Here is a 16,799-nt window from a genome sequence, read left to right on the forward strand (position 1 = left end):
ACGCCGGTGCACGGGAAGACCGCCGCGCGAGGTCGCCCGGGGCCCCGCCGTCAGGCGAGCGCCGCCGGCGTCCGTGCCTCGCGTGCCTCCGCGACGGCGAGCCCCGCGACCGAGCCGAGCATCAGCACGGTGCCGGCCAGGGTCGCCGCGGTGAGGTGCTCGCCGAGCAGGACGACGGCCAGCGCCGCCGCGCTGACCGGTTCGAGCAGCATGATCACGGACACGGTGGCCGACCGGACGACGGCCGCCCCGGCGAAGTAGAGGCCGTAGGCGAGGGCGGTCGGGACGGCCGCGACGTACGCCAGGAGGCAGAGCAGCCGGACCGGTTCGGCGGTGTGCGGCACCAGCCCGTCGGCGAGGGCGAAAGGCAGCAGGCACAGGCTCGTGACGGCGAACGCCCCGACGGACGTACCGGCCGCGTCCGCGGAACCGTCGCGCCCCCACCAGCGGGTGAGGAGCGTCATCGCGGAGTATCCGGCCGCCGACACCAGGGCGAGGAGCACGCCCCGGGGCTCGACGGACGTCCGGCCGTCGCCGAGGACCAGCACCCCGAGCCCGGCCAGGGCGCCGACGACGGCTGCCGCCCCGCCCCGGCCGAGCCGCTCCCCGAGCGCCTGGCGCGCGCCGAGCGCGATGAGCACCGGACCGGCGCCGAGGGTGACGACGGTGGCCACGGCGAGTCCGGTCGCCTGCACCGCGGCGAAGTAGGCGGTCTGGAACACGGCGAGGCCGACGCCGGTGAGGACGGCCCGCAGCACCCTGCGGCGGAACGGCTCACGTACGGCGGGGCCCCGCAGGCGGCGCAGCGGCTGCGCGGCGAGCAGCAGCACGAGGCCTGCCGCGCAGCGCCAGAAGGACAGGGTCACGGGCCCCATGTCACTGGTCCGGTAGACCAGTGAGGCGGCGGCCCCGGCGGTGCCCCAGGCGGCACCGGCGACGATCAGATAGAGGAGGCCACGCCCTACGGGCAGGCCGGAGACGGCATTCGACACGAGTTCTCTCCGCAGACGCGCACGGGGCGCGGGAGTCGGGACCACCCCTCGGGCGGGGTGTGTGGACTGCGTCTACGGGCAGCAGCGACCGGCCCGGCGACCACGCGCCGGGCGGCTTCCGGGGCCCGCCTCAGGCGGCCGGAGGCGGAAGGACGAGTGCGGTCGAATGCATGATCGGCACTCTAGGTCGCCGTCCCGCGGCTGGACAACTCCCTTTCGGGCCCGCCGCTGGCCACCGGGTCCGCGGAACCCTTGGCGGGCGCCGACGACTGCGCGATGAAGGCACCCACGAGGACCACCACACCCCCGGCGATCTGCGGCGCCGAGAGGTGTTCGCCGAGCAGGACCCAGGCCAGGACGGTCGCGATGACCGCCTCCAGGCACGCCACGACGCCCGCGACCTGCGGCGACAGGCGGCGCACGGAGAGCACGCCGGTGACGTAGGCGAGGACCGTGGCGACGAGGACGATCCAGGCCAGCAGCAGGCCGGCGGCGACGGGGGTGCCGTTCATCGGGGCGGTGTCCGCGAGGAGCGACCAGTCCATGGTCCAGGGCCGGGCGATCACGGTGAGCACGGCGGCCCCGACGAGCAGCCCGTACGCGATGACGCCCAGCGGGTCGGGTGCGTCGTCGCCGGCGTCGCTGCCCTGGTCGGACAGGACGAAGTAGCCGACCTGGCAGCAGGCTGCGCCCAGCGCGAGCAGCAGTCCGAGGGCGTCGAAGCCGAGGCCGGACCAGACCTCCACGACGCAGGCGAGCCCGCCGACCGCGAGGACCACGCCGAGCGCGGCCGCCCGCGTCACCGGCCGGCGCTGCACGAACCGCACCCAGCCGAGGACCAGGGCGGGTGCCAGGTACTCGACGAGCAGGGCGACGCCGACGGGGATCCGGGAGAGCGCGGCGAAGTAGCAGGCCTGCACGCCCGCGACGGCGAAGAGGCCGAAGCCGGCCAGCAGCCCCGGGCGGCGGCGCAGCAGCGCGCGGTGGCGCACGGCGAGGGGCAGCATCACCAGGGCCGCGCCGGCCACCCGCAGCCAGACCACGTGGAGCGGGTCGAGGCCCGCCTCGATCAGCGGCTTGGCCGCGACACCGGAACCTCCGAAGGCGACCGCCGAGGCGAGGGCGAGTCCGAGGCCGGCGCCCTTTCCATGGCTGCCGCGAGGGCTGTCAGTCGTCTGCACCGGCACATGATGACAGGGCACGACATGACCGTCACCCCCGATGACACCTGTCTCACCGGCTGGACATCCGCAGCGGGGGCGGGCGTGGGGTCAGGACGTCGGCTCGAAGTGGCTGTCCACCCGGGTGAGCACCGTGCGCGCGTCGATGGCGGCCCGGCCGAGCACCTCGACGGCCCGGGCCTGCGGATCGGCGACGAGGGCGGCGAGCAGGTCGATGCCGCAGGCCTCGTCCGCGCCTCGGCGGGCGGCGCGGGCGCCGGCGTCCTCCATGGCCGCCGCGGCCAGCGGCGAGAATCCTGCGGCTCCGCTCACGACGGGCACCGCGCCGGAGTCCTCGACGGTGCTCTGCCAGCGCAGGCCGTAGCCGATGCTGCGCTGCACGAGGTAGCCGAGCAGCCGGGCGAGCCGCGGCCCCTCGCCGAGGACGGCCCGCGCCTCGGGGTCGTACTCCAGGAGTGAGTGCAGCAGGTGGGCCGTGTCGATCTGCGGGTCCCCGTCCCGCACCGCTCTGCGGCGGGCACCGGAGACCACCGGCGCCAGTCGCGCGCTGAACCGGGCGTCGGCGTCGGCGCCGTCCGGGCGCCGGTCGCCTTGCTCACCGGCCGACTGCCGGGGGATACGGGGTTGCACATCACCCAGCACATCAGCCCCGCCGGGCCGGGGCATCCCCGAGGGGGAGCATTTCGGCGTCCCACACAGAGTGGACCCGGAGGGCCGGAATATCCTCCTTACGGATGAGATCACGCCGTTGCTCCCCGCCGGGGGCGCGCCGCCTTGCGGCGGGCCGCCCGGTACAACCCCGGCGGGCCGTCGCGGGTCCAACAGGAGCATGAGGACCAGGTGCGAGTGCTGGCTGGTGACGCTCCCGGCGGTCGACGGCCGTCAGTACGTGTACCGGGTGTACGCCCCGGAGGACGCGCTGGCCGGCGACCTGTTCTGGGAGGCCTGGCACTGCCACGACGAGAGCGCCCTCCCGCGCGCGTGGGACCTCTTCGACGCGGCGGTGATACGGCGGATGAACTGAACGCGGGCGCGTGGCGCACGCGCGAAGGCGCCCCGCGGACCACTCCGCGGGGCGCCTTCGTGTGCCGTACCGGTCAGTCCTCGTCGGCGAGGATCAGGTACAGCTTCTTGCGGGCGTCACCGATGACGGCGAGCGCCTTCTCCCGCTGCTCCTTGCTGCCGGTCTTCCAGACCTGGCCGAAGGCCTCCATCAGCCCGAAGCCGGCCTGCCGGATGTCGTTCAGCGCTTCCCAGTCGACGCCGCGGGAGGCCTCCTCCCAGGGCGCCTCGGGGCCGTCCTCGGCCGCGGTGCGACCCGCCTCGGTGAGCGAGAAGAGCTTCTTGCCGCCCTCGCTCTCGCTGGCGATCAGGCCCTCGTCCTCCAGGAGCTGGAGGGTCGGGTACACCGAGCCGGGGCTGGGCTTCCACGCCCCGCCGCTGCGCTCGGCGATCTCCTGGATCATCTCGTAGCCGTGCATCGGACGGTCCTTGAGCAGGGCGAGGATCGACGCGCGTACGTCACCGCGCCGCGCCCTCCCCCTGGGTCCGCCCCGTCCTCGGCCGCCCCAGGGCCCTCCGTGGCCGAAGCCCGGCCCGAAGGGACCGCCGGGGCCACCGGGGCCGCCCGGCCCGAAGGGGCCGAAGGCCGCACGCCGGCCGTCGAAGTCGCCGTGACCGCCGCGTCCGAAGGGACCGCCCTCGCCGCGTCCGTGTCCACCGTGTCCACGCTCGTATCCGTGGGTACGCATCGCCATCACTCCATTCAGTCGTTGATCTGTCGCGATGCCTCAACGATATATCGGAAACTATCGGTCGGCAAGCCCCTGCCGACAGCCCGGCGTCCCGGAAGTCGGGCCAGGACTCGCGAATTGGCCTTGGCCTGCGGCTTCGCCGAGCCCTTAGCGTCAAAGTCATGCGCATCCGAATCGTCGACGCCTTCACCGACCGGCCCTTCGCCGGGAACCCCGCCGGGGTACTGCTCCTCGACGCCTTCCCGGAGGACGACCGGCTCCAGAAAATCGCCCTGGAGGTCAATCACGCCGAGACCGCGTTCGCCCACCCGCTGCCCGCGGGCGGCGAGGCCGACTGGGCGCTGCGCTGGTTCACGCCCGCCACCGAGGTCGCCCTGTGCGGCCACGCGACGCTGGCCACGGCCCATGTCCTGCACACCACGGGCGCCCACGAGGGCCCGGTGCGGTTCGCGACCCGCAGCGGTGTCCTGATCGCCACGCCCGGCGAGGACGGCTCGATCACCCTCGACTTCCCGACCGCGCCGCTCACACCGGTCGAGATCCCCGAGGGCATCGCCAAGGCGCTGGGCGCGCGGCCCGGCGCCGCCCTGGACACCGGTCCGAACGTCGGTGACCTGCTGGTCGAGGTCGCCGACGAGAAGACCGTCCGCGGCCTGGACCCGGACCACAGGGCCCTGGCCGCCCACTCGCGGCGGGGCATCATCGCCACGGCCCGCGCGGAGGACCCCGCCCGCGGCTACGACTACGTCTCCCGCTGCTTCTTCCCGAACGTCGGCATCGACGAGGACCCGGTCACCGGCAGCGCGCACACGGCTCTCGCCCCCTACTGGGCACAGCGCCTGGGCCGCACCGACCTCACCGGGCTCCAGGCCTCGCCCCGCTCGGGCCATGTCCGCACGCAGCTGCGCGGCGACCGCACCCTGCTGGGCGGCCGCGCGGTGACGGTCATCGAGGGCGAGCTGCTGGCCTAGGACCGGCGTGACGGGGGCGCGGCAGCCTCCCGGGTCCCCGTCACGCGGTCGGGAGCCAGCCGACCTTTCCGGCGAGCAGGGCGTAGCCCACGAAGGCCCCGATGTCGAGCAGCGAGTGCGCGACCACCAGCGGACCGACCCGGCCCCAGCGGCGGTACAGGTACACGAACACCACGCCCATCACCATGTTGCCGACGAAGCCGCCGATGCCCTGGTAGAGGTGGTAGGAGCCGCGCAGCACCGAACTCGCCGCCATCGAGGCGCCCCGGCTCCAGCCCAGCTGATCGAGCCGGCGCAGCAGATAGCCGACGACGATCACCTCCTCCAGGACGGAGTTCTGCACCGCCGAGAGGATGAGCACGGGGTACTTCCACCACACCTCGGGCAGCGCCTCGGGCACCACGGTCAGGTTGAAGCCGAGGCCCCGGGCGGCCAGGTAGAAGGCGATGCCGGTACTGCCGATGACGGCCGCGACGGCGGCGCCACGTCCCAGGTCGGGCCAGGGCCGGGTGCGGTCGAAGCCCAGGGTCCGCAGGCTCCGGCCCTCGCGCAGCAGGAGGTGCGCGACCAAGGCGACCGGGACCAGTGCGGTGGCGATCCCGAAGAGCTGCCAGGCCAGGTCCAGCCAGGGGCGGCCGGGCGCGGCCGAGGCGTTGAGGGTGGCCGCCTGGTCCTTGAGGCCGCCGGGCCGGGTGAGCGAGCCGACGAAGCTGATGAGGGCGGACACGCCGCTGGCGCCGAGCGACAGCGCCAGGACGAGCAGCGTCTCGTCACGCAGGATCCGCCGCGTGAGCCGCCGCTCGCGAGGGGGTTCCTCGTCGAACCGCCGCTGAGGGATCGCATCGTCCACCGGGCCCGCCTCCGCCATGCACACCTGCCTCCAGCCGGAACGTCACAGCTTGCCCGATCAGTATGAGGCGGCGCGCGGCGGGGGCGGCCAGGTGCCGGTCCCCGCGCCTGGGAGGGCAGGCCCGGAGCCGGTCAGCCCAGGGACGCCGGCTCCGGCAGGCCCACCGGCCACAGGTGCACGGGATCGCCCTGGTGCATGAGCTCGACGTAGCGCCGGGTCGTCGCGGCCAGCGCCGCGTCCCGGGACAGACCGGCCTCAAGGGCCCGGTGGAAGGTGGCCGCCTGCCAGGACGCGCCGTTGACCCGGCGCCGGCACCGCTCCTCGATCACCCCGAGGTACAGGTCGCGGTCGGCGGGCTCCACGCCCCACGCGTCCAGCCCGGCCTCGGCGAGCGGCAGCAGTTCGTCGCGTACGAGGACGGCGGCGTCGACCTCGGTGGTGCCGCCGAGCCTGCCGCGCCGGGGCCACTCGAAGCGGGCGTCGATGCCGTGGCGGCACGCGGCCTCGAAGTTGGCGGCGGCGGCCTCGAAGGGCAGCCGGGTCCACACCGGGCGGGGCTCGTCGGCGAGCGCGCGGACGACGCCGTAGTAGAAGGCCGCGTTGGCGATGACGTCGATGACGGTCGGGCCGGCGGGCAGGACGCGGTTCTCCACCCGCAGGTGCGGGACGCCGTCGGCGATGTCGTAGACGGGGCGGTTCCAGCGGTAGACCGTGCCGTTGTGCAGGACGAGTTCCGCGAGCTTCGGCACGCCGCCCGCGTCCAGGACCTCCAGCGGGTCCTCGTCGTCACAGATCGGCAGCAGCGCCGGGAAGTAGCGCCTGTTCTCCTCGAACAGGTCGTACGCCGAGGTCACCCACCGCTCCCCGAACCAGGTGCGCGGGCGCACCCCCTGGGCCTGGAGCTCGGGCGGGCGGGTGTCGGTGGACTGCTGGAACAGCGGGGGCCTGGACTCGCGCCACAGCTCCCGGCCGAACAGGAAGGGCGCGTTGGCGCCGAGGGCGATCTGCGCCGCGGTGACCGCCTGGGCGGCGTTCCACACGTCGGCGAAGCGGTCCGGGGTGACCTGGAGGTGCAGTTGCACCGAGGTGCAGGCGGCCTCCGGGGCGATCGACTTGGACGTGCAGGTCAGGCGCTCGACGCCCTCGATGTCGAGGGTGAAGTCCTCGCCGCGGGCCGCCACGATCTGTTCGTTGAGCAGCGCGTAGCGGTCGACGGCCGAGAGATTGGACGAGACCAGGTCGTCCCGGTCGAGGGTCGGCAGAATTCCGATCATCGCGATTCCCGCGTCGACCTCGCCGGCCTTCCGGTCCGCATATGCCAGTGACGTGCGGATCTCCTCGGCGAGCCGGTCGAATACCCGGCCACCCAATCGGTGTGGAGCGATGTTGACTTCCAGGTTGAACATGGCGAGTTCTGTTTGGAAGTCGCGGCTCGCGATGCGCTCGAGGACTTGCGCATTCAGCATTTTCGGCATCCCGTCGGCACCGACGAGATTCAATTCGATCTCCAGCCCCATCAGGTTCTTCGGACGGTCGAACCGCTTCTCCGCCAGCAGTCGCTCCAGACCCGTCAGGCACCGCTGGAGCTTGTCGCGGTAGCGCTGGCGATCGGACAGGTCGAACTGACCTGCCACGACCTTCTCCCCCATGGAAGAGTCCCTTCTCGGAGCGGTGGCTGACGACCCGGCCGTCGGTGCGCCGGGTCAGGTTGGATGATGCCCAGCGGAAGCGATCGATAACGTCCCCGCGCGGCCCCGGCACCCGCTACGCTGACCCGATGTGACCGGTGGCACATTCACCGGGCATGGCGCATCCCGCAGTTTCAGGGCCCGCCAACTCGTGAAAAACGCCGACGAGAATTGGCCGACCGCTCGGTGACCATTCCCCGAGGTCAGCGCCGCGCCCCGGGCATGAAATGCGGAGGATTACCGCATTTTCACGACCGAATGTGCTCTTGTTCTGCTTGCCGCGGACGGCTAGTTGAAACACAGTCTGAACACGTGTCGTATAAACTCCGCGAACAAGGCAGAAGACCGGCGTCCACGGTCGATGGATCCTGCCGCCGGGCTGACGCACGGCAGGCCTCACTCCACTTCTCGGTTCTCGGACCCCGGCCCCTGCCTTCCCACCCCGTGAGCTGACAGCGTCGTCCGCCCCGCACGCCCCGCCCCGCCCCGCACTGTCACGCAACGCCCTCGCGCCACCGTGCCTTCGATTGAGAGGCGACCCACCATGCCGCTGCATGTCCCCCCGGCTCCCGCGCCCGCCCTGCGCTCCGTCCTGACCGCCCTCTCGTCGCCCACCGCGGTCCGCGAGGCACGGACCCCGTCCCTGCTCGGCGCCCAGGGGCCGACCACGCCCGAACTGCCCCTGCCCGTGCATGTGCTCGACGGGGTGTCCGCCGACGGTGTGACGGCCACCCGGCTGACCGGCTGGCGGTTCCTGATCCGCTCCGGTGACCGGGCGGTGGCGGCGGCGGAGACCATGCCGACCCCCGACGGGTGGGCCTTCTCCCGCTTCTTCGAAGGCCCCTACATCGCCTCGACCGAACGGGCACTGCGCCAGGCGGAGGCGCTGCCGGGGCCCTACCAGCCGCGCCTGCTGTCGGTGCCCGGCCTCTACATGCTCACGCTGTGGCTGCACGGCGACTGCGCCGCGGACCCGGCCGAGGGGTACCCCGCCGGCACGGACCTGCTGGTGCCGCTCGCGCCGGCACCGCCCGGCATCGCGGCCCACCGGCCGCACCAGGTGGCCGAGTTGCTCCCGGTCCTGACCCACCGGGTGACGCCGACGCGACTGCTCCGCTCCCCCGCCTGACCACGGGTCCGCCCGAGTTCGGCCCGGGCGGACTAGTTCCATCCGGTCATGGTGAATCACCCGAAGTGACAGTGCAGTTGCGCTGAACCGTCCGCGTGGGTGACGCGTCTCCAACCCGTGAGAAGCGGTGCTGCGAAATACCTGCGGATCGACGCCCGCGGGGCAACACTGGGTTCGGACCGACTTACCGACGGGGGGCGGCCATGGACGACGTTTCACGCCGCGGGACAGACAAGACAGCGCACTCACCCATCACGACGGACCGAGAGACCCCACTCATGTGTCAGCACCAGCCACCGTGTCCTCCAGCCGACTCCGCCGACCGGGAATCCGCCCGGCTGGTGGCGCACCACCCGGAGCAGGGGTGGAGCCTGCTGTGCAACGGCGTCGTCCTCTTCGAGGACACCGGTGAGCTGCTGCCCGACGGCCGGGTCATCGCCCCGCACCGCCCGGGACTGATGACCGCCGCCTGATCTTCCCCGGGCGGCACCCGCCGACCCGCCCGGCATCCGGGGCCGGCCCCACGGGAGTTCCCGCGGGGCCGGCCCCGACGCGTACCGGGCACCCACCCGCCGGTCAGCCCCTCGCCCGAACGGCCCCCTGCGCGCACCGGCCCCCCGTCGCCACCTATCGTGACCGGCATGCAGTCCTACACCATCGGCCAGGCGGCGCGGCTGCTCGGCGTCAGCCCGGACACCGCCCGCCGCTGGGCCGACGCGGGCCGGATCACCACTCACCGCGACGAGGGCGGGCGGCGGCTCGTCGACGGGCGCGACCTGGCCGCGTTCTCGGTCGAGCTGGCCCGCTCGGGCGGCACCGACGACGACACCGCGTACACCTCGGTCCGCAACGCCTTCGCCGGGATCGTCACCGCCATCAAGCTCGGCGACGTCGCGGCCCAGGTCGAGATCCAGGCCGGCCCGCACCGGCTCGTCTCCCTGCTGACCCGCGAGGCCGTCGAGGAACTCGGCCTGGAGGTCGGGATGGAGGCCACCGCCCGCGTGAAGTCGACGAATGTCCATATCGACAAGACCTGACCGGCTCCCGGCACAGCACCCCGGCGCCCGTACGAACGCACATGCAAGGCTTTCGATCTTGCGGGCCCGCTCATGCGATGAAACAGGAGACTTATCCCTCGCAGATGCGGAAGTATGATCGGCGCATCGGGGAGTCCGACGTGCGCCCGGCCGCCGGGCCCCGCCGGGGTCCCCACCCGTGACAGAGGGAGTGGCCCGTGATGACCCGTACCGTGCGCAGAACCCGCAGCATCCGCCGGACCCTGCCGGTGACCGGCGCGGGAGTCGCCGCGCTGCTGGTCCTGAGCGCCTGCTCGTCGTCCGGCTCGGACTCCGACTCCGGCTCCGACGCGGCCGGTTCCTCCGCGTCCCCGTCCGCGAAGGTCTCCGGCACCGTCACCGTGTTCGCCGCCGCGTCGCTCAAGGAGAGCTTCACCGCGCTCGGGAAGACGTTCGAGAAGGAGCACCCGGGCACCCGGGTCACCTTCAACTTCGGCGGCAGCGACACCCTGGCCGCCAGCATCACCAGCGGCGCGCCCGCGGACGTGTTCGCCTCCGCCAGCCCCAAGACGATGGCCACCGTGACCGACGCCGGCGACGCGGACGGCACCCCGTCGACCTTCGTCCGCAACCAGCTGGAGATCGCCACCCTGCCCGGCAACCCGGACAAGATCTCCTCCCTGAAGGACCTCACCAAGTCCGGCCTGAAGGTCGTGCTGTGCGACAGGACCGTGCCGTGCGGCGCCGCCGCGCAGAAGGCCCTGGACGCGAGCAGCCTGAAGCTCACCCCCGCCTCCTACGAGCAGGACGTCAAGAGCGCCCTGACGAAGGTCGAGCTGAAGGAGGCCGACGCCGCCGTCGTCTACAAGACCGACGTGAAGGCGGCCGGTGACAAGGTGCAGGGCGTGGACTTCCCCGAGTCGGCCAAGGCCGTCAACGACTACCCGATCACCCTGCTGAAGGACGCGCCCAACGCGGACGCGGCCAAGGTCTTCATCGAGCTGGTGAAGTCCGCCGAGGGTCAGAAGGTGCTGACCGGGGCCGGGTTCCTCACGCCGTGACCGGGCCGGAGCCGACCAAGACCGCCGGGCCCGGGGCCGACACCGTGGAGGGCGGCCCACGCCGCGAGCCCTCCCGCCGGGGCGTCCGCACCGTGCCGGTGCCCCTGCTGGTGCCCGCCCTCGTCGGCCTGGCGTTCCTGCTGCTCCCGCTGATCGCCCTGCTGGTGCGGGCTCCCTGGCGGAGCCTGCCCGAGCAGCTCACCAGCGCCGAGGTGTGGCAGGCCCTGCGGCTGTCGCTGGTGTGCGCCACCTCGGCGACCGCGCTGAGCCTGCTGATCGGCGTCCCGCTGGCCTGGCTGCTGGCCCGCACCGAGTTCCCCGGCCGCGGCCTCGTGCGCGCGCTGGTGACGCTGCCGCTGGTGCTGCCCCCGGTGGTGGGCGGTGTGGCGCTGCTGCTGGCGTTCGGCCGCAACGGCGTGATCGGGCAGTGGCTGGACGCGTGGTTCGGGATCACGCTGCCGTTCACCACGACGGGCGTCGTCCTCGCGGAGACGTTCGTGGCGATGCCCTTCCTGGTCATCAGCGTGGAGGGCACCCTGCGGGCCGCCGACCCGCGGTACGAGGAGGCCGCCACGACGCTGGGCGCCTCCCGCTTCACCGCGTTCCGCCGGGTCACGCTGCCGCTGATCGCGCCGGGCATCGCGGCGGGCTCGGTCCTGGCGTGGGCGCGGGCCCTCGGCGAGTTCGGGGCGACGATCACGTTCGCGGGCAACTTCCCCGGGCGGACCCAGACCATGCCACTCGCGGTCTACCTGGCGCTCCAGAACGATCCGGCGGCGGCGATCGCCCTCAGCCTGGTGCTGCTGGCCGTCTCCATCGCCGTACTGGCCGGTCTGCGCGACCGATGGATGAGGACGGCATGAACGCACCCACCGCCGGCGCCGCCGTACCCGGCGAGGGACTGGACGCCCGGCTCGTCGTGGACCGCGGCGCCTTCAGCCTGGACGTGTCGCTGGCCGCCGCGCCCGGCGAGGTCGTCGCGCTGCTCGGCCCCAACGGCGCCGGCAAGACCACCGCCCTGCGCGCACTCGCCGGCCTGCTGCCGCCCACCGGCGGCCATCTGCGTCTCGACGGGGTCGTGCTGGACCGTACGCCGCCCGAGTCCCGGCCGGTCGGCGTCGTCTTCCAGGACTACCTGCTCTTCCCGCACCTGACCGCGCTCGACAACGTGGCCTTCGGCCCGCGCTGCCGGGGCGCGACCAAGGCCGAGTCCCGGGCCCTGGCTGCGGGATGGCTGGACCGCATGGGCCTGGCCGGCCACGCGGGCGCCAAGCCGCGCCGCCTCTCCGGCGGCCAGGCGCAGCGCGTCGCCCTCGCCCGCGCCCTGGCGACCAACCCCCGCCTGCTGCTCCTCGACGAGCCGCTCGCCGCGCTGGACGCCCGGACGCGGCTGGAGGTGCGCGCCCAGCTCCGCCGTCACCTGGCCGACTTCGAGGCCGTCGCGGTCCTCGTCACCCACGACCCGCTGGACGCCATGGTGCTGGCCGACCGCCTGGTGGTCGTCGAGCACGGCAGGGTCGTCCAGGAGGGCGGCCCCGCCGACATCGCCCGCCGGCCCCGCACCGACTACATCGCGCAGCTCGTCGGCCTGAACCTCTACCGCGGTACGGCCGACGCCCACACCGTCCGGCTCGACGCCGGTACGGCGATCACGACCACGGAGGACCTCTCCGGACCGGTGTTCGTGGCGTTCCCGCCGGGGGCCGTGACCCTGTACGGGGAGCGCCCCGCCGGCTCCAGCGCGCGCAACCTGTGGCGGTGCGAGGTCGCCGGTCTGGAGACGCACGGCGACCAGATCCGCGTGGACCTGACCGGCGAACTCGCGCTCGCCGCCGACCTCACCACGGTCGCCGCGGCCGAGCTCGGCCTGCACCCGGGCGCACCGGTGTGGGCGACGGTCAAGGCGACGCAGACGCACGCATACCCGGCATGACGGTGTCGCCGGGCTACGGTGCCTCCATGAGCCTGAGCATCCGCAACCAGCTCCCCGGCACCGTCACCGGCGTCACCCCGGGCGAGGCCATGGCGACGGTCGGGGTCCGCCTGACCGGGGGCCAGGACCTCACCGCGGCCATCACCCGGGAGGCCGCCGACGACCTCGGCCTGAGCGTCGGAGCGGCCGTCCGCGCCCTGGTGAAGTCGACGGAGGTCTCCCTCGCCACCGGCCCGGCCGACGACCTGTCGATCCGCAACCGGCTGCCCGGCGCGGTCACCCGGATCGTGCTCGGCGAGGTCATGGCGGTCGTGCACGTCACCATGGAGGACGCCGAACTCACCGCCGTGATCACCAGGGAGGCGGCCGAGGACCTGGGCCTCTTCGTGGGTTCCGACGTCATCGCCCTGGTCAAGTCGACCGAGGTCGCGCTCGCCAAGGCGTAGCCGGGGCCGGCCATGGCGAAGGCCCCGCCCCCGGCAATGGGGGCGGGGCCTTCGGCACGGGCCGCTCAGTCCTCGTAGGCGTCCAGCGGCGGGCAGGAGCACACGAGGTTCCGGTCGCCGAAGGCCTGGTCGACGCGGCGCACCGGCGGCCAGTACTTGTCGGCCACCGACACCCCGGCCGGGAACACGGCCTCCTCGCGCGTGTAGGCGTGGTCCCACTCACCGCCCAGCGCACCGGCGGTGTGCGGGGCGCCGCGCAGCGGGTTGTCCTCCGCGGGCCAGTCGCCGGAGCCGACCTTCTCGATCTCCGCGCGGATGGCGATCATCGCGTCGCAGAACCGGTCCAGCTCGGTCAGGTCCTCGGACTCGGTCGGCTCGATCATCAGCGTGCCGGCCACCGGGAAGGACATCGTCGGCGCGTGGAAGCCGTAGTCGATCAGCCGCTTGGCGACGTCGTCCACGCTCACGCCGGTCGCCTTGGTCAGCGGACGCAGGTCGACGATGCACTCGTGCGCGACCAGCCCGGCCGGGCCGGTGTAGAGCACCGGGAAGTGGGGCTCCAGGCGCTTGGCGATGTAGTTGGCGGACAGCACGGCCACCTGGGTGGCGCGCTTGAGGCCCTCGCCGCCCATCAGCCGGACGTAGGACCAGGAGATCGGCAGGATGCCGGCCGAGCCCCACGGCGCCGCCGAGATCGGGCCGACACCGGTCTTCGGGCCGGCCGCGGGCTGCAACGGGTGGTTGGGCAGGTACGGCGCGAGGTGCGACCGTACGGCCACGGGGCCCACGCCGGGGCCGCCGCCGCCGTGCGGGATGCAGAACGTCTTGTGCAGGTTCAGGTGGGAGACGTCGCCGCCGAAGTGGCCCGGCTTGGCGAGGCCGACCAGGGCGTTGAGGTTGGCGCCGTCCACGTAGACCTGGCCGCCGGCGTCGTGCACCTGGGCGCAGATGTCGGCGACGTGCTCCTCGAAGACGCCGTGCGTCGAGGGGTACGTGATCATCAGCACGGCCAGCTCGTCGCGGTGCTTCTCGATCTTGGCCCGCAGGTCCTCGACGTCGACCTCGCCGTCCTCGGCGGTCTTGACGACGACGACCTTCATGCCGGCCATCACGGCGCTCGCCGCGTTGGTGCCGTGCGCGGAGGACGGGATGAGGCAGACGGTGCGCTGGTCGTCGCCGTTGGCGCGGTGGTAGCCGCGGACGGCGAGCAGGCCGGCGAACTCGCCCTGCGACCCGGCGTTGGGCTGGAGCGAGACGTTGTCGTACCCGGTGACCTCGGCGAGGCGCTCCTCCAGCTCACGGATGAGGGTGAGGTAGCCCTGCGCCTGGTCGGCGGGCGCGAAGGGGTGCAGCTGCCCGAACTCGGACCAGGTGACCGGCTCCATCTCGGTGGTCGCGTTGAGCTTCATGGTGCAGGAGCCCAGCGGGATCATGCCGCGGTCCAGCGCGTAGTCGCGGTCGGCGAGGCGGCGCAGGTAGCGCAGCATCGCGGTCTCGGAGCGGTGCTGGTGGAAGACCGGGTGGGTCAGGAAGTCGTCGGTGCGCAGCAGCGCCTCGGGCAGCGTGTCCTCGGCACTCGCGTCCAGGGCCTCGATGTCGCCGTCGACGCCGAACGCGTTCCACACGCCGCCGGCCTGGGCGCGCGTGGTGGTCTCGTCGCAGGCGAACGACACGTGGTCGGCGTCGACGAGGCGCAGGTTGATGCCGTTCTCACGGGCGGCGTGGACGATCGCGTCGGCCCGGCCCGGCACCCGCGCGGTGACGGTGTCGAAGTAGGCGCCGTGCACGATCTCGACGCCGCCGGCCGCGAGACCGGCCGCGATGACCGAGGCGTACCGGTGGGTGCGGCGCGCGATGGCCCGCAGCCCGTCGGGCCCGTGGTACACGGCGTACATGCCGGCCATCACGGCGAGCAGCACCTGCGCGGTGCAGATGTTGCTGGTGGCCTTCTCGCGGCGGATGTGCTGCTCGCGGGTCTGAAGAGCGAGGCGGTAGGCCTTGTTGCCGTCGGCGTCGACGGAGACGCCCACGAGGCGGCCGGGCAGGCTGCGCGCGAACTTCTCGTGCACGGCCATGTAGCCGGCGTGCGGCCCGCCGAAGCCCATCGGCACACCGAAGCGCTGGGTGGTGCCCACCGCGATGTCCGCGCCCAGCTCGCCGGGCGAGGTGAGCAGCGTGAGGGCGAGCAGATCGGCGGCGACGGTGACGAGCGCGCCGAGCTCGTGCGCCCGGTCGATCACCGGCTTGATGTCGCGGACGGCACCGGAGGCGCCCGGGTACTGGATCAGTACGCCGTTGATCTCCCGCTCGGCGACCTCGGCCGGGATGCCGTCGCTCAGGTCGGCGACGACGACCTCGACGCCGGTCGGCTCGGCGCGGGTCTGGATGACGGCGATGGTCTGCGGCAGCGCGTCCGCGTCGATCAGGAAGAGGCCCTTCTTGTTCTTGCCCATGCGCCGGGACAGGGCCATCGCCTCGGCGGCGGCGGTGCCCTCGTCGAGCAGCGAGGCACCGGAGGTCGGCAGACCGGTCAGCTCGGCGACCATGGTCTGGAAGTTCAGCAGGGCCTCCAGCCGGCCCTGGGAGATCTCCGGCTGGTACGGCGTGTACGCGGTGTACCAGGCCGGGTTCTCCATGACGTTGCGCAGGATGACCGGCGGGGTGAAGGTGCCGTGGTAGCCCAGGCCGATCATGGAGTCGAGGACCTGGTTGCGGTCGGCCAGCGAGCGCAGCTCGGCCAGCACCTCGGCCTCGGAGCGGGCGCCGGGCAGGTCCAGCGCGTCGGCGTTCTTGATCACATCCGGTACCGCGGCGGCCGTCAGCTCGTCGAGCGAGCCGTACCCGACCTGCGCGAGCATCTTGGCCTGGGCCTCGTGGTCGGGGCCGATGTGGCGCTGCTCGAATGGTGCTGCCTGTTCGAGCTCGGAGAGCGGAATGCGATGGGCTGTCATTGCGGAGGCCTCCTGGTCTGACGACCTTCGAGGGGCACCACGGCGCAGGTGCCCGGACGGCCTCCCCCTCTGTCATCTCGACCTGAGAGCTTCACCGGGCCGCCCGAGGGCTGCCGGCTTTCACCGTCGGTGAGAGCAGGGGCCGTCGGCACCCGCTCTGCTTTCCAGAGTGACCTCGTCCGTGCGGTACGTGGGCCTGAGAGATTCCGGGGAGGATTTGCTCCTTCGGCGCCTCCGGCGACGTCTGCGATGACGTCTGGAGGACTCTCCCGCACGGGGTCAGCAGCCGTTTGCCAGCCTACCAGCGAGGCGGGCGCACGGGTCTTCGAGTGACTGAGCGCACCTTCGAGTGGCCGCTCTCCCCAATGTGCCTTTTTGTAGTACTGGCGGATGATTCGCCGGATGGCCGGCGACCGGAGTGCGACCAAGTGGAGGGCCCGTGCGTACCGACATCGATCCGCGCAGTCTGATAGGCCGCAAGGCGTTCGACCGCAACGGCACCAGGATCGGCACCGTCGACGAGGTCTACCTCGACGACGCCACCGGCGTCCCCGAGTGGGCCGCCATACGCACGGGCCTGTTCAGCAGGGACGCCTTCGTGCCGCTGGAGCCCAGCGAGCTGGTCGACGGCACCCTGCGCGTGCCCTTCGAACGGTCCCTGATCAAGGAGGCCCCCGACTTCGGGGTGGGCCGCCATCTCTCGCCGGAACAGGAACTCCAGCTCTACCACCACTACGGCCTCGACGTGGCCGCCGCTCCCCCGCTCCCCGACCACGACTTCGGCAAGCTGGCGGGCACGGGCAACGAGGAGAGCTGAGGCGAACACC

At 72.9% G+C, this 16,799-nt stretch carries 17 protein-coding genes and 1 riboswitch; of the genes, 10 read left to right on the plus strand and 7 right to left on the minus strand.

All coding sequences use genetic code 11. The features are described 5' to 3' along the window. Window positions 1-50: 50 nt before the first annotated feature. From GTW67_RS34005 to GTW67_RS34015, 3 genes are all read right to left on the minus strand, one after another. Window positions 51-992, minus strand: a complete 942-nt coding sequence (locus tag GTW67_RS34005; protein WP_161168584.1) for an EamA family transporter — start codon at window positions 990-992, stop codon at window positions 51-53. Window positions 993-1,174: 182 nt separating this feature from the next. Then, a complete protein-coding gene (locus GTW67_RS34010) occupies window positions 1,175-2,179 on the minus strand; it encodes an EamA family transporter (protein WP_161168603.1) in 1,005 nt (334 codons plus the stop codon). A gap of 84 nt (window positions 2,180-2,263) precedes the next feature. Next, entirely contained in the window at window positions 2,264-2,803 is a 540-nt protein-coding gene (locus GTW67_RS34015; protein ID WP_161168585.1) for a Clp protease N-terminal domain-containing protein, read from the minus strand. A 199-nt stretch (window positions 2,804-3,002) separates the two neighbouring features. On the opposite strand from GTW67_RS34015, the gene GTW67_RS37270 reads away from it, so the two are divergent. Next, a complete protein-coding gene (locus tag GTW67_RS37270) occupies window positions 3,003-3,197 on the plus strand; it encodes a hypothetical protein (protein ID WP_202438069.1) in 195 nt (64 codons plus the stop codon). Window positions 3,198-3,270: 73 nt separating this feature from the next. Here the strand turns inward: GTW67_RS37270 and GTW67_RS34020 are convergent, their stop codons facing one another. Continuing rightward, a complete protein-coding gene (locus GTW67_RS34020) occupies window positions 3,271-3,924 on the minus strand; it encodes a PadR family transcriptional regulator (RefSeq protein WP_161168586.1) in 654 nt (217 codons plus the stop codon). Window positions 3,925-4,088: 164 nt separating this feature from the next. Between GTW67_RS34020 and GTW67_RS34030 the strand changes: the two genes are divergently transcribed. After that, on the plus strand, window positions 4,089-4,898 hold the full coding sequence (locus GTW67_RS34030) for a PhzF family protein (RefSeq protein WP_161168587.1): 810 nt from the start codon (window positions 4,089-4,091) through the stop codon (window positions 4,896-4,898). A gap of 40 nt (window positions 4,899-4,938) precedes the next feature. On the opposite strand, the gene GTW67_RS34035 is transcribed toward GTW67_RS34030, so the two are convergent. Together GTW67_RS34035 and GTW67_RS34040 are read right to left on the minus strand one after the other, a co-directional pair. Next, window positions 4,939-5,766: a CPBP family intramembrane glutamic endopeptidase gene (locus tag GTW67_RS34035; protein ID WP_202438070.1), complete on the minus strand. Its 828-nt coding sequence runs from the start codon at window positions 5,764-5,766 to the stop codon at window positions 4,939-4,941. A gap of 113 nt (window positions 5,767-5,879) precedes the next feature. Further along, the gene (locus GTW67_RS34040; protein WP_161168588.1) at window positions 5,880-7,397 is read right to left on the minus strand and encodes a glutamate-cysteine ligase family protein; all 1,518 of its coding nucleotides are present in this window, start codon (window positions 7,395-7,397) and stop codon (window positions 5,880-5,882) included. A 583-nt stretch (window positions 7,398-7,980) separates the two neighbouring features. On the opposite strand from GTW67_RS34040, the gene GTW67_RS34045 reads away from it, so the two are divergent. The 7 genes from GTW67_RS34045 (at window position 7,981) to GTW67_RS34075 (ending at window position 13,021) form a co-directional block, all read left to right on the plus strand. After that, entirely contained in the window at window positions 7,981-8,565 is a 585-nt protein-coding gene (locus GTW67_RS34045) for a hypothetical protein (RefSeq protein WP_161168589.1), read from the plus strand. A gap of 278 nt (window positions 8,566-8,843) precedes the next feature. Then, complete coding sequence (locus tag GTW67_RS34050) at window positions 8,844-9,038, plus strand: DUF5999 family protein (protein ID WP_161168590.1); 195 nt, start codon at window positions 8,844-8,846, stop codon at window positions 9,036-9,038. Window positions 9,039-9,206: 168 nt separating this feature from the next. Then, complete coding sequence (locus tag GTW67_RS34055; RefSeq protein WP_161168591.1) at window positions 9,207-9,602, plus strand: TOBE domain-containing protein; 396 nt, start codon at window positions 9,207-9,209, stop codon at window positions 9,600-9,602. A 200-nt stretch (window positions 9,603-9,802) separates the two neighbouring features. Then, window positions 9,803-10,642 (plus strand): molybdate ABC transporter substrate-binding protein, encoded by an 840-nt coding sequence (modA, locus tag GTW67_RS34060; protein ID WP_161168605.1) that lies wholly within the window; start codon window positions 9,803-9,805, stop codon window positions 10,640-10,642. 44 nt (window positions 10,643-10,686) lie between these two features. Beyond that, a complete protein-coding gene (gene modB / locus GTW67_RS34065; RefSeq protein ID WP_346010813.1) occupies window positions 10,687-11,505 on the plus strand; it encodes a molybdate ABC transporter permease subunit in 819 nt (272 codons plus the stop codon). Continuing rightward, complete coding sequence (locus tag GTW67_RS34070; RefSeq protein WP_161168593.1) at window positions 11,502-12,575, plus strand: ABC transporter ATP-binding protein; 1,074 nt, start codon at window positions 11,502-11,504, stop codon at window positions 12,573-12,575. Before modB ends, GTW67_RS34070 begins: the two co-directional genes overlap by 4 nt. A gap of 26 nt (window positions 12,576-12,601) precedes the next feature. After that, window positions 12,602-13,021, plus strand: a complete 420-nt coding sequence (locus GTW67_RS34075) for a TOBE domain-containing protein (protein ID WP_161168594.1) — start codon at window positions 12,602-12,604, stop codon at window positions 13,019-13,021. 65 nt (window positions 13,022-13,086) lie between these two features. On the opposite strand, the gene gcvP is transcribed toward GTW67_RS34075, so the two are convergent. Beyond that, a complete protein-coding gene (gcvP, locus tag GTW67_RS34080; RefSeq protein ID WP_161168595.1) occupies window positions 13,087-15,972 on the minus strand; it encodes an aminomethyl-transferring glycine dehydrogenase in 2,886 nt (961 codons plus the stop codon). Window positions 15,973-16,146: 174 nt separating this feature from the next. Then, a riboswitch (glycine riboswitch) is annotated at window positions 16,147-16,254 on the minus strand. A 157-nt stretch (window positions 16,255-16,411) separates the two neighbouring features. Between gcvP and GTW67_RS34085 the strand changes: the two genes are divergently transcribed. Further along, window positions 16,412-16,789, plus strand: coding sequence for a PRC-barrel domain-containing protein (locus tag GTW67_RS34085; protein WP_346010810.1), 378 nt, complete (start codon window positions 16,412-16,414; stop codon window positions 16,787-16,789). The last annotated feature ends 10 nt before the right edge of the window (window positions 16,790-16,799 follow it).

It is taken from the genome of Streptomyces sp. SID5910 (assembly GCF_009862125.1).
GTDB lineage: Bacteria > Actinomycetota > Actinomycetes > Streptomycetales > Streptomycetaceae > Streptomyces.

Bases quoted from the DNA above. Each gene is read 5' to 3' on its own strand.
- GTW67_RS37270 (WP_202438069.1), top strand. From the start codon at position 3,003: ATGAGGACCAGGTGCGAGTGCTGGCTGGTGACGCTCCCGGCGGTCGAC.
- GTW67_RS34040 (WP_161168588.1), bottom strand. From the start codon at position 7,397: ATGGGGGAGAAGGTCGTGGCAGGTCAGTTCGACCTGTCCGATCGCCAG.
- GTW67_RS34050 (WP_161168590.1), top strand. From the start codon at position 8,844: ATGTGTCAGCACCAGCCACCGTGTCCTCCAGCCGACTCCGCCGACCGG.
- GTW67_RS34055 (WP_161168591.1), top strand. From the start codon at position 9,207: ATGCAGTCCTACACCATCGGCCAGGCGGCGCGGCTGCTCGGCGTCAGC.
- GTW67_RS34030 (WP_161168587.1), top strand. From the start codon at position 4,089: ATGCGCATCCGAATCGTCGACGCCTTCACCGACCGGCCCTTCGCCGGG.
- modA (WP_161168605.1), top strand. From the start codon at position 9,803: ATGACCCGTACCGTGCGCAGAACCCGCAGCATCCGCCGGACCCTGCCG.
- GTW67_RS34075 (WP_161168594.1), top strand. From the start codon at position 12,602: ATGAGCCTGAGCATCCGCAACCAGCTCCCCGGCACCGTCACCGGCGTC.
- GTW67_RS34045 (WP_161168589.1), top strand. From the start codon at position 7,981: ATGCCGCTGCATGTCCCCCCGGCTCCCGCGCCCGCCCTGCGCTCCGTC.
- GTW67_RS34035 (WP_202438070.1), bottom strand. From the start codon at position 5,766: ATGGCGGAGGCGGGCCCGGTGGACGATGCGATCCCTCAGCGGCGGTTC.
- GTW67_RS34020 (WP_161168586.1), bottom strand. From the start codon at position 3,924: ATGCGTACCCACGGATACGAGCGTGGACACGGTGGACACGGACGCGGC.
- gcvP (WP_161168595.1), bottom strand. From the start codon at position 15,972: ATGACAGCCCATCGCATTCCGCTCTCCGAGCTCGAACAGGCAGCACCA.
- GTW67_RS34070 (WP_161168593.1), top strand. From the start codon at position 11,502: ATGAACGCACCCACCGCCGGCGCCGCCGTACCCGGCGAGGGACTGGAC.